Genomic DNA, 14,387 nt, shown 5'->3' with positions numbered 1-14,387 from the left:
TTTTCAGGGGCCAAAACTCCACAAAATCTTCCCTTTTTGTTAAAAATGTGGGGAAATGAAATTTGGACGCTTGTGCAAGCTGGGAAAATGCGATACACTACACTTATACAAGTCTGCAACCTGCCGGGCGGTCTGCCCGGACATATAGGAGGAGCATAGCAACATGAACTGGAAAAAGAAGAAGGACACCCCGGAAGCGCAGACACCCGAAGCGGCTGCCGCAGGGAAGGGCCCGGTCCCGTTCCTGAAAAAGAATTGGAAGTGGCTGGTGCCGGTGCTCTGCGTGGCAGTGGCAGGCGGCGTGTTCCTGCTCCGGCCCCAGCAGGCCAAGCCTGCGAGTGTGGATGCCAGCTACACGGAGGCCGCCCCGGAGCGCCGGGATGTGACCAACACCCTGAGCGGCACCGGTACGCTGAACCCCGCCAATACCTACACCGTCAAGAGCCTGGTGGATGGCAAGGTGCTGACCGGCACCATTGAGGAAGGCAACATCGTGGAGGAGAGCAACGTGCTCTACACCATCGACAGCTCGGACGCTTCCACCAACTTTGAAAAGGCCGAGATCGCCATGCAGCAGGCGCAGCGCAGCTACGATAAGGTCGTGGACCGCCAGTATGTCCGCGCCGAGGTGGCGGGCGTGGTGAGCAGCCTGAAGGTGACGAAGGGCGATGAAGTGACCAGCGGCCAGGAGGTGGCCGTCATCCGCGACAGCTCCAGAATGCTGCTGACGCTGGAGTTCCCCGCAGCCGATGCGGCGAACTTCTCGGTGGGCCAGAGCGCCGCTGTGACGCTGGACGGCACTTTTGAGCAGCTGGACGGCACCGTGACCTCTGTGAGCGGCACCGATGCGCTGAGTGCGGGCAATCTGCTGACCCGCACCGTGACCATCACGGTGCAGAACGCAGGCGGCCTGACCACGGCGCAGGCGGCCACTGCCTCCATCAACGGGGTCAGCTCCATCGGCTCGGCCACCTTTGCCTATCAGGCCGAGCGCACCCTGACGGCGCAGGCGGCCGGCACGGTGACGTCCATCAATGTGCAGGAAGGCTCGGACGTGGCGAAGGATGACATCATCCTCGGCCTGTCCGGCGACGACCTGACCGAGTCCATCCAGTCGGCGTCCGAATCCCTGCGCAGCGCGGAGATCTCGATGCAGAACCTGCAGGATACCATGAACAACTACACCATCACCGCCCCCATCAGCGGCACCATTATTGAAAAGGACGCCAAGGTGGGCGATGCCGTCAAGACCGGCGACACCCTCTGCATCGTCTATGACCTGAGCTATCTGGAAATGAGCATCAACGTGGATGAGCTGCAGATCAGCTCCATCTCGGTGGGCCAGCAGGTCCAGATCACCGCCGACGCGGTGCCGGATAAGACCTATGTGGGCACCGTGACCCGCGTTTCGATGAAGGGCACCTCCAACGGCGGCACCACGACCTACCCCGTCAGCATCCGCATCGACGACACCGACGGCCTGCGCCCCGGCATGAACGCCAACGCGGAGATCGTGGTGGCCAAGGCGGACAACGCCCTCGTCGTGCCCAACGCGGCGGTGGTGCGCGGCAGCTATGTGCTCGTCACAAAGGATTCCCCCAGCGCCGCCAACGCAGACACGGCGATGGAGGCTCCGGAGGGCTTCGTCTATGTGCCGGTCAAGACCGGTGTCAGCGACGACGACTATACCCAGATCGTCAGCGGCATCCAGGAGGGCGACACCATCGGCTACGACCCCAGCTCCGTCAGCAGCGACAGCTACTATGACGACGGCGGATATATCATGCCATTCTGATAGGAGGAACGATGAGCGCTCTGATCGAGTTTGATGAGGTCTGTAAGTATTACCAGATGGGTGATACCACGGTCAAGGCCGCAGACCACATCACCATGAAAATAGACAAGGGCGAGTTCGTCGCCATTGTCGGCCAGTCAGGCTCCGGCAAATCCACCTGCATGAACATCATTGGCTGCCTGGATGTGCCCACCCACGGCACCTACCGGCTCAACGGCAGGGATGTGGGCCGGATGAACCGCAACGAGCTGGCCTCCATCCGGAACGAGATGCTGGGCTTTATCTTCCAGCAGTACAACCTGCTGCCCCGGCTGAACCTGCTGGAAAACGTGGAGGTGCCGCTGGTGTATGCGGGCATCCCCCGCGCCGAGCGCCACCGCCGCGCCCGCGCCGTGCTGGAACAGGTGGGCCTGGGCGACAAGATCCGGAACAAGCCCAATCAGCTCTCCGGCGGCCAGCAGCAGCGCGTTTCCATCGCGCGGGCGCTGGTGCGCAACCCGGCGGTCATCCTGGCCGACGAGCCCACCGGCGCGCTGGACTCGCACACCGGCCGCGAAGTGCTGGGGATGCTGCAGCAGCTGCATGAGGAGGGCCACACCGTCGTCCTCATCACCCACGACAATTCCATCGCCGTGCAGGCCGACCGCATCATCCGTCTGGAGGATGGCCGGGTCGTCTACGACGGCGATTCCCATGCGCCGGAGGCCATCGTGCAGCCCACTCTGCTGCCGGAGACCCCGGAAAAAACGGCGGAACAGGAGGTGCAGGCATGATCATCGAGACCTTCCGGCAGGCCATCCAGAACGTCTGGAGCAACAAGCTCCGCACCTTCCTGACCATGCTGGGCATCATCATCGGCGTTATGGCGGTCATTGTTATCGTCGGCCTGGGCAACGGCATGACCAAAAGCATGCGGGACAGCTTTTCCGCCATGGGCACCAACACCCTGAACATCAACGTCTGGGGCTATGGCTCCCGCACCATCTCGGTGGACGACGTCTATGCCATCGCCGAAAAGAACCCGGAGCTGATCCAGTCCGTCTCGCCCCAGATCGACTTCAGCGGCAGCGGCGACCTGAAGATCGGCACCAGTACCTACCGCTGGCTCAACATCTACGGTGTGGATGAAGACTACACCACCCTGAAGAACTACACCATTGCCAAGGGGCGCGGCCTGCAGTATATGGATATCAAAGACAACAAGCAGGTCTGCATCATCGGCGACTACCTCAACCGCGTGGCCTTTGGCGGCAACGGCGTGGGCCAGACGCTGAAGATCGGTGCCAACAAGTTCCGCATCGTGGGTGTGCTGGCCGCCAAGGTCAGCGACCCCAGCCTGCAGGAGGGCTCGGATGACGCCTGCGTCTACCTGCCCTACACCACGGTGATGCGCCTGTCCAACACGTCCACGAATCAGAGCTACATCGCCATCATGACCGACGAGAGCAAGGCCAACGATGCCAAGGCCGTGATGGAGGCGGGTCTGTACAACGTACTCAAGAGCGAGAACGCCTACTATGTGTACAGCGCCAGCGAGTTCCTGGAAGAGATGAACAAGATGATCCACATGGTCATCGTCATCCTCACCGGCATCGCCAGCATCTCGCTGCTGGTGGGCGGCATCGGCATCATGAATATCATGCTGGTGTCCGTCACCGAGCGCACCCGCGAGATCGGCATCCGCAAGGCACTGGGTGCCAAGGAGCGGGTCATCCTGGCGCAGTTCGTGGTGGAGGCTGCCACCACCTCGGCGCTGGGCGGTTTCCTCGGCATCGTGCTGGGCTATGTCGTCTCGATGGCGGCCAACCGCATCCTGCCCATGGTCGCATCCGGCGTGGATGTCACCGTCAGCCCGTCGTTCAACTCCATCGCAGTGGCATTCGGCATCTCGGTGGGCATCGGTGTGCTGTTCGGCTACCTGCCTGCCAAGCGCGCCGCACGGCTCAACCCCATCGAAGCCCTGCGGTATGATTAAGGAGGTTCCCCAGATGAAAAAACGTCTTCTCGCATTCCTTCTCGCGGTCAGCATGGCCGTGTCGATGCTGGCGCTCCCGGCCGCAGCGGCGGGCAATGCCAACACCGCCGTGCAGCTGTCCATCACGCTGGACGGCATGGACTCCACCCAGACGGCGGCGCTGAACGCCGTGGTCACCCGCGGGGCCTTTGCCCGGATGCTGGTGGCCTATTCCACGTTCCGGGAGAGCGTAGGCTCGCAGGGGGCCGTGGGCACCCTGTACAAGGACCTGCCCGGCAGCTCGGCGTATGCGCCCTATGTCCGCATCGCGGTGCAGCAGGGCTGGATGAGCGGCTACACCGACGGCACCTTCCGCCCGGACAACGCCGTGACGCTGGAAGAGGCTGTCACGGCAGTGCTCAAGCTGCTGGGCTATAAGATGACCGACCTGAGCGGCTCCTTCCCGCAGGCGCAGCTGAACAAGGCCAGCGAGCTGGGTCTGCGCAATCAGCTGGAACGTCAGCAGGGTGAGGCACTGAATTATGAGGAGTGCGCCATCCTGTTCTACAATGCGCTCACGGCCAACGCCGCCAGCGGCAGTGCCTACGGCACCTCGCTGGGCTTCACGGTCTCGAACGGTCAGGTGGATACGTCCAGCGTCATGCTGAGCAGCCTGAAAGGCCCCTTCATCGCGGACGGCACCACGCAGCTGCCCTTTGCTCCTGTGAGCGTCTACCGCAACGACAAAGTCTCTTCTTCCGCCGAACTGACAAAGTACGATGTGTATTACTACAGCGAAAGTTTACAGACTGTCTGGATCTATACCCGCCGCGCGGCAGGCCGCATCACGGCAGTCTCGCCCAGCGCCAGCGCCCCGACGTCCGTGACCGTGGCGGGCAGCACCTACACCCTCGGCTCTTCGGCCGTGGCCTCGCAGGTGTCCTCCCTGAACGGCGGCGGCGTGGGTCAGGTCGTGACCCTGCTGCTGGGCATGAACAATGAGGCCGCCGGCATCGTGACCGGCGAGGAGGCCGACAGCGTCTTCTACGGCGTCGTCCAGTCTTCCGCCCGCAGCCTCATCGAGGAGAACGGCGCGGACGTGCTGCAAAAAGTGGCCGTCCTCTGCACCGATGGCATCACCCGCACCGTGAATGTGGATAAGAGCCTGAATTTCCCGGCGGGCTGGCTGGTGGAGATCACCGTAGGCCCGGACGGCGAGAATGTGGAGCACGTCAGCGGCCGCTCGACCAGCGGCACCATCAACGAGAACGCAACGGCCCTGGGCGATGCCGCTCTGGCTGACAATGTAGAGATTCTGGATACGACTTCGGAGGGTGTGGCTGGGACGGTTCGTCCCAGCCGCCTATCGGGGGTCACACTGAGCAGTTCGGACGTCCGCTACTACACCGTCAATGAGGCTGGCCAGATCGACCGCCTCATCCTGAACGATGTGACCGGCGACCTGTGGAAGTACGGTGTGCTGGATGACGTGAAGAACCTCGCGGCCAATTACACCGACCTCAAGAGTTTCATCACCAGCTTCAACCCCGATGCAAATTCGTCCGGCGGTTCGTCCGCGGCGGGCGGAACCACAACCGGAACCACTACCGGTAACAAGAACGGGACAACGGGGTCTGCCGATTCCACGACGCAGGGGACCGTGACCGACCAGGTCACGAGCCTTCTGGTGCCCACGACGAGCGAGATCCTGTGGGGCATCGTCTCCGGCGATATCCTCTCCACGGCCTGGCAGAAGCTGACCAGCAACACCGGTTCGCTGCTGAGCATCGGCTTCAAGCAGGTGGCCGAGATCACCGGCACCCCCTTCAAGCAGATCCTTCGGTTCATCGGCGGCGGCGCGACCTATGTGTGCTACGTGAACGGTTCGCCCGCCAGCTTCAGCACCGCCATCAAGTACCCGGTCATCGCGGGCGGCGTTGCAGTGCGGCAGGAGACCACCGGCTCGGTCAAGCGCATGGTCCAGCTGATGCCGCTGAAGATCGACCGCGTGGGTGCAGCGTCGGTGCTGTCGGGCAATACCCGCTATGAGATGGCCGACGATGCCCAGGTCTACCTGTGGTACAAGGGCCAGTATTACCCCACCAGACTGGCCTCCGTGAACACCGACGAGTACAAGCTCACCGGCTGGTACGACAACTTCGGCTGCACGGCAGGCAAAAAGGTGCGGGTCATCATCGCGGTCAAGAACGATTGATGCAAATCGAAAACAGCGGCGTTGGCCGCATTCTGCGGCAGCTGCGCTGGGTGCTTTACCCGCGCCGCTGCCCTTTTTGTGACCGGGTGCTGGGGTCGGTGAGCGCCTGCCCCGATTGCAAAGAGGAACTGGAAACGCTGCGCCGCCGCCCGACCTTTCGTCTGGCCAGGGAGCGGCACTACATCAAAAATCTGGAAGGTGCCGCCGCGCCCTACCGCTATGCGGGCTGCGTCCGGCGGGGTGTGCTGCGGGCAAAGTTCCAGGCTGCCCCGTGGGCTGCTGATGAGCTGGGCGTGGAGATGGCGCGGCTTCTGTTCGGGAGCGAAGTCCGGATGCGCGGCTTCGGGCCGGAGGTGGAGACCGTGCCCGGCCTTGCCATCGGCTACAACTGCGTGGTGCCGGTGCCGGCTTCCAGCCGGGTGCGCGGGTACAACGTGCCGGAGCGGATGGCCCGGTCCGTGGCCCGCGCGGTGGGCGTCCCGCTGGAGCCGAGGCTGCTGGTTCGCGCCCGCTCCGGCAAGCGGCAGGAGGGCCTCTCCTTCGATGAGCGGCTGGTGAATGTATCTGGTGCGTTCCGTGTGACAGACCCGGAACGAGTGGCAGGGAAGCGCATCCTTCTCGTGGATGATGTCATCACCACCGGTGCCACCGTGACCGCCTGCACCCAGGCCCTGCTGGCCGCCGGTGCCGAGAGCGTTTTCGCCGTGGCGCTGGCGACCGTGGAACTCGACACCCCGCAAAGCCCGACCGAAGCCATCTCCGAAAATTCCGAGGAGGATTTTTGAGAAAAGTGCTTGACAAAACCGCCCTCGTCGGGTATACTAAATGAGCTGTGAGCGACAGCCGCTTGCAGATATCCGGGTGTAGCGCAGTTTTGGTAGCGCGCTTGAATGGGGTTCAAGAGGCCGTGAGTTCGATTCTCGCCACTCGGACCATAAATCCAACGATTTCACGTTAGAAATCGTTGGATTTTTTTGTTTGTGGGCTGACCTCATTTGGTTTTGACCACAATTTTGACCACAATGCCAACGATTTTATCTGGTCTAATTAGTGTCGTTCCGTCCAATTTTCAGGCCGAAAACGCCTCGCTGAACAACTGGATCGCACTCTGCCGAATGGATTCCTGAACATGGAGATAATGCTCAGTCATCTCGGTATCGGCGTGGCCTACGATGCTCTGGATGGTCTGGATATCCACGCCCAACGCCTGCATCTGCGACACATAGGTGTGGCGGCAGCTGTGCGGCGTGAGCAAGCGGACATCGCCCGCTTCTTCCAGAGATTTGCGAAATACATCCCGGAAATGGGTGGGATTGCAGGGCAAGCCGGTTTTGGGGCTTTCCCAGATGAACTGGTCGGTGGTATCCCGCAGCTTGATGGCACACGGGCGGACATTCAGCGGCACCGGAATATCCCGGATACTGTCTTTGGATTTCGGACTGCCGATGCTGACCGTACCTTTTACGACCTTTACTGCCTGCCGGATGTGAATGACAGAGCCATCTTCTTCAATAAACTGCGGCTCCAAAGCCAGAAGTTCCTGCATTCTCATTCCAGTGCCGAGCAAAAGCCGGATGCTCAAGCCCATGCGGTCATCGGGCAGCACCTTCATCAGGTGCGCGACTTCCGCTGTGGTAAAGGCTTCCTTGCGCTTTGCGGTGCCGGATGCCCGCATTTTTTCAGCAAGCCGAACCGGGTTGCGGCGCACAAGATCATTGGCTTCTGCCTTTTGAAAGATCTGGTAGAGCATCCCTCGTGCCTTGCTGATGTAAGAATCCGAGCGGCCATCGCGCCGCATCCCTTTCAGGAAGTTTTCAATGTCGATGGGGCGTATGACGGTCAAGGGGCGATGATAAAATCCCTCTTTGAGCATTTTCAGGCAGTATTTGTAGCTTTCCTGTGTCGTGGGAGCGATATTATCCTTGTGACCTTCGAACCATGTATCAGCCCAATCCTCAAAGTACAGGATCGTGTCCAGCTGGACACCGCTGATAAGCGCATCCTGATACTCCTTCAGTTTGAGCTTGACCTCCTTCTGGGTCTTGCCATAGAAGGTCTTGAAGCGCGGCGAACCATCTTTCTGGTAGCCGTCCATCATACGTAATTCCCAGCGACCATCGCTGCGGTGGCGAAGCGTACCCTCGCCGTGAGAACGTTTGCTTGGCATATTGCCTCCTTCCTGATGTCAAGTCGTTTCGGGAATAGTATAGAAAAAGAAACCTCTTGAATCAAGGATGTCAGATCAGCCATTTACGCTGTCCGTGATCCACTGAAGAAAACGGTCTTTGGGTACGACCATCCGCTTACCGATGTGGAGCGTGGGAAAACCGTCCGAACGGAGCAGGATGTAAGCGTTGGCGCGGGAGATGCCCAGCGCAGCAGCGACATGATCGGCTGTCAGGGTGATGGGAAGCTGCTCATACGAAGTGAACTGAGAGCGCATAGAATACCTCTTTTCTCTGTATATTGTATTGAATGAGCACATAAATCGTATATATAGTGGTCTTGATATGTAACAAGGGGCATCTGCGGTTTGCGGATGCCCCTTGTGTATATGGGAGGAATGCCTGTGAACATCAAAATTTCATCGGCAGTGCGTCTTTTCTGCACTTGCCGTTGTAGGCGGTGTAGATGGGGAAAACGTATTTTTTCCATCCGCGCAGCTTTGCGGGGTCGTCCTGTCCGATGCGGTAGATATCGACCGGGTGGATGCTGCCCAGCGCACGGAGCAGCCGTTCCTCGCTGAACTCGCCGTGGTACAGCTCCACGAAGTGCATCATGCCTTTCAGAACAGATGCCCGGAACGAATCCGGTTTGCCCTCCCATGCTGCCACGATGAGCCGCATCGTTTCACAGTAGAGCGGTTCGCCCAGCTGCTTGTAGAGCCGGAAAGCCGTACCAACGCAGCCGATGCGGTAATCGGTCAGCTGCTGGCTGTCATAATTGAGGCTCAATCCTACTCGGTTGGTGGCTGCGAGAAAGGCTTTGGAAATGGCATCGCCGCCCACCACCTTGGCACGGAGCTTGATGCCTGCCGTCAGCGGCGCAGAGAAGCCGTTCTGCTCGGCAAAGAGCAGGGCTTCCTGCTCTACGGTCATGCCCGTGTACACCTTGCAGAGAATCGGCAGATCTTTGCCACCGTTGCGGAGGATGCGCCCCTCGATGGTGTGCTGCCCATCCGTTACGATGAACTGACCGTTGCGGAAACTGACCTTCGGCTCATTTGCCACATATTCGTTGAAGTGGGCGGCAATCAGTTCCACACGCTTGCGCTCCACACCACGCTGATACAGTTCGCGGGGATAGACCAGCTTGCTGCTGTGGATGACCATGAGCTGGTACGGCGGGTTGACATGGATGAAGGGATTGTTGTTGTCTTTCAGGCGCATCGCATTTCCTCCTTGATCCTCCAGATGTACGTTTCGGCTTCTTTCAGGATTTCAGCAACCTGCTGTTTACGCTTCGGGATGGTGAGCAGACTGGGGTTAAATGTGAAGCTGTATTCCAGCCGCTGGATCATTGCGTGTACCGCAGCTTCCAGTTCGGTGTACAGCATCATGTCCTCAACGCTCCCTGCGTCCTCAAAGGACGATTTGATGGGTGTGTAGGGATAGATGGGCGGCTTACCCTCAACCACCTCAGGCGGCGCGTAAGCCGCCGTAGAACGGATGATAGGTGGAAGCCGCTGAATGCTCCCCATCGGGTTCAGAGCAAGGCTGGCGCGGACAGCATCATCCACTCGGTCCATTTCCTCCGGGGTGAGGTGTCCGAGGAATTTCAGCACCCTGCTCTTGTCTACGGTAAAAATCTGCTCTGCCTGAACGATGGATGGTACGGAGAGAAACTCGTTCACCAGCAGGCAGTGGGTCGGCTGGGTATACTTTTTTGCCGCCTTGCTTGTCAATGTGGCCACGATCAGCGTGGGTGAGTAAAAATTTCCCACATCGTTCTGGAGAACGACTGCCGGACGATTCCCGCTTTGCTCTGAACCGATGGCGTTGTCGAAACGGGTGAAGAAAATGTCTCCACGTTGGAATTTCCAGTTTTGAATCAATAGCTGCCCTCCTTTTGCAATATGTACACCGCCCGCTGCACCTCCTTGGCGGTGGGCGGTGTGTTTGTTCAGCGGTTCATTACAACGTAGTCATGACCGCGCCGGGTCTGGCAGACTGCGCAAGTGTCCATGCTCCGGTCTGCGCTGGGAACAATGGCGATTTTGAACGCCTTGGATTCTACAAAACTACAAAGGCAGACACCGCAGAGCGTGCGGATGGACCGAATCATCTCCGGGGTCAGTTCCATTTCCTCGTAGATCGCTTGCTCTAAGGTGGTACGGTCGTTTTCGTTCATAAAACCTCCTATGTAGGACGAAAATGTGGATATATGGAATAAGTAAAAAGAACAGGCGTGGACGAAGACCGAAAACAGCATTCGGCCACGCCTGATTTAATAAGTTAAGGTCTCGCATATTCGCCCTCGGCTCCCTGCGAGTGGGGCATAAACATCTGGCAGCGGACTTGTACCGCTTCATTGGCATTTCAGCCACCCCGTCTGCTTTGTGACCGGGCCGCGAATTACGGAAGTATCATTATCGGAGTACCAGATGGCGGAACTATTCAGTTTTCAAAGAACATGAGTGCAGACATTTCGTTCAGCGGCTTTCGCCATCTGGTGAATTGCCCTTACACTTACGAGCCATCGAGAAGGCTCAAAAAATAACCAAAAATCAAAACTTCTTCAAAAATAAAGTGATTTTTGCAATTCGCTTATGAATAGCAGGCTGTGAAATCCTAAATACTTTAGCAATTTCATATTCGTTAAAGCCACTTACAGCGTATAAGGTCAGCAGTTTGAGATCTTCATCTGAAAGTTTTTCTAGTCCGGTGTGTAACCTCTCATTTTGAACTTCGCCTACCCATGCAAAGCGCGTTTTCGTTTCGTGGTAGGTATCCGTTACGGTAATGGCTTTTTCATACTGCTTGAAGTCGCTGGTTTCCGTGGCTGTACTATCATCGGTGGTGTCAGAAATCGTCAGTGTGTTGGTGATGTAGGCGCGTTCGCTATTGAGAACACCCAAATCAAACTCGTACATAGCCTGAATTGCATCTTCGCTCATTCCTGCTTCGCGGTACTGCACACGAAGATGCGCCCACTTTGCGTTCAGCTTGCGACGTTCATTGCCATTATTGAAACTCATGTGTAACCTCCAAATTTTCGATAAAACGTGAAAAGTCGAAAATTTGGAGACACTACGGATATTTCGCCGCTTGGGGCAGCCATGAAAAGAGGGCAAACATAAAACCTGCTCCTTTTCGGGAGCAGGCTTCCTGAAGCTATAAAAAATAGCCGGACAACAGCCGACTGAGAGATTCTCAAGCGAAAATCACTCAATCAAGCTGTTGCCCGGCTATTTGGTGCTACGTTTCATACATCACCCAGAGGTGACGGCCCGTTGCTCGGTGCGAACAGTCCATATTCAGGGTGCGATGCACCCGATTTTTTTAGAGGGTCACTTCTTTCTTCGGAATGATAAATCAATGCGGAGGAGTGTATTGCAGCGGTGACATTTCAGATGAATCGTGCCGCTGCATCCATCTATCTTTTGATAAAGCTTCATGCCGCATTTTTCGCAGAAACGCCAGCCTTCCATATGTTCTTTAAGTCTGTCTTTCATTATCACCCTGCCTCCATCAACGAAAGTGTGTGGCGATACGGAACATCGCTGGTCAGGATATGCAAATACTTCATACGATTTGCAAGAAGCTGACGTTGCACACCTAGTTGCCTCGCCATCTTCTTAAAACTAGGGTAGTTCATATCTAACTGCGATCTGGATATATGAGATAACGTGTCAGGGAACTGGAAGAATGCCATGGAGGCCCTCACAAGGCACTCTGGCAGCAAAAGACCTTCTGCAATAATGTCCGCACAGTCTTCTTCCAACTGGTCTGAAAGAGCCAGAAGTGGATAATAAATGTGCAAAAGCTGATGCCCGATTTCGTGTGCCAAAGTAAAGTTCCGCACTCCGGTGTTGTGGAAACCTGCCAGCGAGGAATCTATCACAATGTCTTTGGGGCGCAACGTGTCACGAATGATTGTGCCATCTTTTAGTTCCATTCGGATTATAAGGCGCTCATGTGCAGTCATGCCTAACATAGAGCCATCTTTAGATAGTGGGAACATCTTGATGCTACCGCCCATCAGTTCCATCACAAGCATATCCAAGTCTATCGCCTGCGGATGATTCCGTACAAACGGAACACGCTGATAATAATGAGCGATTACATGGTCTGCAACTTGCAGTAACTCATGCTTTGAACCCAAACAACTCATGTGTACGCCTCCCATTCTTTTTTATTATCCTACTCGATCTGTGTAGATTGCGCCGATTATACCGCATTTTTTCTCATGCTGCAATATACTCAATGGTTTTTTGTATAAATATCAAATAAATTCAAATAACAACTGTAGAATGTCACAAAATAAACGAAAGTTCGATGTTTATATCGCTCGAAAAAAGGCTATTTATATGTAGCGATCCGTTGCTTCCTATTGTACAGTGTCACTTTTTTGCAACAAGAAAACGCCCTCGATAAGAGAGCGTTTTCTTATAAATATTCGTTTTTGATTGCCATGACACTATCAACAATCTGCAGAAGCTGTTGCGTTTGCTCAGGGGACAACTCGCTTATGACCTGAGATAGATGTCGTATTGCAGCGTTCTCCACATTGATCGGTGTATCTATGTCCTTGAAAAGGTCCTCCATGCTGATTCCCAAACCCTGGCTGATGCGCTCCAAGGTGGAAAGCGTCGGATTCTGCATTCCTCGCTCTATATGACCAACATAGGACGGGTGAATGTCGCAACGAAGTGCAAAGTTTTCGATACTAAGTCCTTCTTGTTTACGAGTTTTACGGATTCGTTCACCAACTTGTATCGCAAGCTTTGAACGCACCTGTGTAGAACGACTTTTCCCTTTTGATTTTGCCACAGCATACCTCTCATCTTCAAAACAACAAGTGCTTTCCCTAAAAAGAGTACACGTTGCGGCAAAAACCTTCAATAGAATATAAATACTGAAATTTTACTACATATATTGCTTGTTTCAAAACTGGTATTGATAAATCATTGGATTTCTCAAGATCAAACTTGCACAACATCAAAAAGCGGAGCCCTGAAAAACAGGACTCCGCTCGGATGGACGGGCTATCAATAATTTATAGCAGCAATTCTACAGAACAGTTTTGACAAATCATCCTCTTTCAGAGAAAGTCTCTTAACGACGTACAACTATCTGTTCAACAATTCCCCAAAACTGTATGTGGCATTGAGGGATTTGTATCAATTATCGTTTTATTTTAAGAATTGCACCTGTAAGGGTATTGTACTCGATGGTTTCGGAATAGCTACCGTGGAAGTTGAGATTTCCAGTACTGTTCCATGTGACATTGAAAATTCCTTGATCCGTATCATTTTCCGTTCGGATTGTGCCAATGAGTGTATCATCCTTATAGATGGTCACACCAACATCTGGAGTATAGGCACTCATCGTATAAATGGAGGACATCGGTTTGGTTATAGACATTCCTCCATCCGCATTTATCCGGATAGCACATACATCATGTCCATAAGGGTCAACAAAGGGACACCATTCACCTGCGGAATAGTCACGGTGCGTGCCATGAGCACAGTCTACATAGCACGCATTTTCTGTCATCTTACCATCGGGGGCAAGGTAAATGTGAGGTGCAGGAGAACCAGCATGATTGGGCCAGCGATAAATGAGATGCCAGTGTGGAGGGTAATCTGTATGAATCTCATTGTTCGTTTCAAAGCCCAAAATCAGGAGATAACCCAGACGATTCCGGTTCAAATACTGCGGGAGATCAAGTGCATACAACATCTCGCGCATGGCAAACATATAATGGTTTGCTGCTAAAATTTCGGTTGCCGGATAATCTCCTTCGCGGTATTTTCCTGCACGTCGTCCGATATGGTTCTGCTCGATTCGCAGGGTCAAACCGGGATCACGCAGAATAGAATGTACATATAGCGTTCGTGTTGGCCCGGTCAGACCGCTGATCTCAAAATTAAAGGTGATGATACCGCTTTTGTTCTCGAAGTAAAGAGTCTGCTTTTCACAGAGAATTGCAGTTACCTCATACTTGTTTTCGGTATCAAAGGAGCAGGTTGCAAGACAAGCATCTGCTAACTGTGTGTGTTCCACATAGACAACGAATTCATTATCCGTTTCATAGCAGAAATGTGGGTCGTTAACAGCTTCCAAGAAAAAGTCGGCATCAAAGTGAAATATTGGTAGACCGTAGTGCCCTGCCTTTGATTTGATGATTCGGATGGCAGTTCTCCGATGATGGTGCGGTTGGTAAAATTCAGGGATTTGATCCATACTAATACCTCCTCG

14 protein-coding genes and 1 tRNA gene are annotated in these 14,387 nt (G+C 55.3%); 6 read left to right on the top strand and 9 right to left on the bottom strand.

Annotation, left to right across the window (positions count from 1 at the left end; genetic code table 11):
- The first annotated feature begins 163 nt into the window (after positions 1–163).
- From I5P96_RS11525 to I5P96_RS11500, 6 genes are all read left to right on the top strand, one after another.
- Positions 164–1,795: an efflux RND transporter periplasmic adaptor subunit gene (locus I5P96_RS11525; RefSeq protein WP_223382203.1), complete on the top strand. Its 1,632-nt coding sequence runs from the start codon at positions 164–166 to the stop codon at positions 1,793–1,795.
- Positions 1,796–1,806: 11 nt separating this feature from the next.
- A complete protein-coding gene (locus I5P96_RS11520) occupies positions 1,807–2,568 on the top strand; it encodes an ABC transporter ATP-binding protein (RefSeq protein ID WP_118553813.1) in 762 nt (253 codons plus the stop codon).
- Positions 2,565–3,770 carry an ABC transporter permease gene (locus tag I5P96_RS11515; RefSeq protein WP_118553812.1) on the top strand — a complete coding sequence of 402 codons (1,206 nt, stop codon included), beginning with the start codon at positions 2,565–2,567 and terminating at the stop codon, positions 3,768–3,770. The genes I5P96_RS11520 and I5P96_RS11515 overlap by 4 nt, the downstream gene beginning before the upstream one ends.
- A 13-nt stretch (positions 3,771–3,783) precedes the next feature.
- Positions 3,784–5,964, top strand: a complete 2,181-nt coding sequence (locus I5P96_RS11510) for an S-layer homology domain-containing protein (RefSeq protein WP_223382202.1) — start codon at positions 3,784–3,786, stop codon at positions 5,962–5,964.
- Entirely contained in the window at positions 5,964–6,749 is a 786-nt protein-coding gene (locus I5P96_RS11505) for a ComF family protein (RefSeq protein WP_223382201.1), read from the top strand. Before I5P96_RS11510 ends, I5P96_RS11505 begins: the two co-directional genes overlap by 1 nt.
- 72 nt (positions 6,750–6,821) lie before the next feature.
- Positions 6,822–6,899: transfer RNA gene (locus tag I5P96_RS11500), tRNA-Pro, on the top strand.
- Positions 6,900–7,033: 134 nt separating this feature from the next.
- Here the strand turns inward: I5P96_RS11500 and I5P96_RS11495 are convergent.
- From I5P96_RS11495 to I5P96_RS11455, 9 genes are all read right to left on the bottom strand, one after another.
- Positions 7,034–8,131 carry a tyrosine-type recombinase/integrase gene (locus tag I5P96_RS11495; RefSeq protein ID WP_223382200.1) on the bottom strand — a complete coding sequence of 366 codons (1,098 nt, stop codon included), beginning with the start codon at positions 8,129–8,131 and terminating at the stop codon, positions 7,034–7,036.
- Positions 8,132–8,206: 75 nt separating this feature from the next.
- Positions 8,207–8,407 carry a helix-turn-helix domain-containing protein gene (locus tag I5P96_RS11490; protein ID WP_005927005.1) on the bottom strand — a complete coding sequence of 67 codons (201 nt, stop codon included), beginning with the start codon at positions 8,405–8,407 and terminating at the stop codon, positions 8,207–8,209.
- A gap of 133 nt (positions 8,408–8,540) precedes the next feature.
- The gene (locus I5P96_RS11485; protein WP_223382199.1) at positions 8,541–9,353 is read right to left on the bottom strand and encodes a DUF6551 family protein; all 813 of its coding nucleotides are present in this window, start codon (positions 9,351–9,353) and stop codon (positions 8,541–8,543) included.
- A complete protein-coding gene (locus tag I5P96_RS11480; RefSeq protein WP_223382198.1) occupies positions 9,344–10,018 on the bottom strand; it encodes a type II toxin-antitoxin system PemK/MazF family toxin in 675 nt (224 codons plus the stop codon). Before I5P96_RS11480 ends, I5P96_RS11485 begins: the two co-directional genes overlap by 10 nt.
- A gap of 68 nt (positions 10,019–10,086) precedes the next feature.
- Entirely contained in the window at positions 10,087–10,314 is a 228-nt protein-coding gene (locus I5P96_RS11475; RefSeq protein WP_223382197.1) for a hypothetical protein, read from the bottom strand.
- A gap of 376 nt (positions 10,315–10,690) precedes the next feature.
- A complete protein-coding gene (locus I5P96_RS11470) occupies positions 10,691–11,161 on the bottom strand; it encodes a sigma-70 family RNA polymerase sigma factor (RefSeq protein WP_223382196.1) in 471 nt (156 codons plus the stop codon).
- Positions 11,162–11,640: 479 nt separating this feature from the next.
- Complete coding sequence (locus I5P96_RS11465; RefSeq protein ID WP_181966909.1) at positions 11,641–12,297, bottom strand: ImmA/IrrE family metallo-endopeptidase; 657 nt, start codon at positions 12,295–12,297, stop codon at positions 11,641–11,643.
- 275 nt (positions 12,298–12,572) lie between these two features.
- The gene (locus I5P96_RS11460; RefSeq protein ID WP_181966910.1) at positions 12,573–12,956 is read right to left on the bottom strand and encodes a helix-turn-helix domain-containing protein; all 384 of its coding nucleotides are present in this window, start codon (positions 12,954–12,956) and stop codon (positions 12,573–12,575) included.
- A 354-nt stretch (positions 12,957–13,310) separates the two neighbouring features.
- The gene (locus I5P96_RS11455) at positions 13,311–14,372 is read right to left on the bottom strand and encodes a hypothetical protein (RefSeq protein ID WP_223382195.1); all 1,062 of its coding nucleotides are present in this window, start codon (positions 14,370–14,372) and stop codon (positions 13,311–13,313) included.
- Positions 14,373–14,387 lie beyond the last annotated feature (15 nt).

Source organism: Faecalibacterium prausnitzii, from assembly GCF_019967995.1.
Taxonomy (GTDB): Bacteria; Bacillota; Clostridia; order Oscillospirales; family Ruminococcaceae; genus Faecalibacterium; species Faecalibacterium prausnitzii_E.
Note: the sequence above shows the minus strand (reverse complement) of the source record. Positions and strands in the feature narration are given on the sequence as shown.

Excerpts from the sequence above, each read along its gene's own strand:
- I5P96_RS11525 (WP_223382203.1), top strand. The coding sequence starts at position 164 with ATGAACTGGAAAAAGAAGAAGGACACCCCGGAAGCGCAGACACCCGAA.
- I5P96_RS11520 (WP_118553813.1), top strand. The coding sequence starts at position 1,807 with ATGAGCGCTCTGATCGAGTTTGATGAGGTCTGTAAGTATTACCAGATG.
- I5P96_RS11515 (WP_118553812.1), top strand. The coding sequence starts at position 2,565 with ATGATCATCGAGACCTTCCGGCAGGCCATCCAGAACGTCTGGAGCAAC.
- I5P96_RS11510 (WP_223382202.1), top strand. The coding sequence starts at position 3,784 with ATGAAAAAACGTCTTCTCGCATTCCTTCTCGCGGTCAGCATGGCCGTG.
- I5P96_RS11505 (WP_223382201.1), top strand. The coding sequence starts at position 5,964 with ATGCAAATCGAAAACAGCGGCGTTGGCCGCATTCTGCGGCAGCTGCGC.
- I5P96_RS11495 (WP_223382200.1), bottom strand. The coding sequence starts at position 8,131 with ATGCCAAGCAAACGTTCTCACGGCGAGGGTACGCTTCGCCACCGCAGC.
- I5P96_RS11490 (WP_005927005.1), bottom strand. The coding sequence starts at position 8,407 with ATGCGCTCTCAGTTCACTTCGTATGAGCAGCTTCCCATCACCCTGACA.
- I5P96_RS11485 (WP_223382199.1), bottom strand. The coding sequence starts at position 9,353 with ATGCGCCTGAAAGACAACAACAATCCCTTCATCCATGTCAACCCGCCG.
- I5P96_RS11475 (WP_223382197.1), bottom strand. The coding sequence starts at position 10,314 with ATGAACGAAAACGACCGTACCACCTTAGAGCAAGCGATCTACGAGGAA.
- I5P96_RS11470 (WP_223382196.1), bottom strand. The coding sequence starts at position 11,161 with ATGAGTTTCAATAATGGCAATGAACGTCGCAAGCTGAACGCAAAGTGG.
- I5P96_RS11465 (WP_181966909.1), bottom strand. The coding sequence starts at position 12,297 with ATGAGTTGTTTGGGTTCAAAGCATGAGTTACTGCAAGTTGCAGACCAT.
- I5P96_RS11455 (WP_223382195.1), bottom strand. The coding sequence starts at position 14,372 with ATGGATCAAATCCCTGAATTTTACCAACCGCACCATCATCGGAGAACT.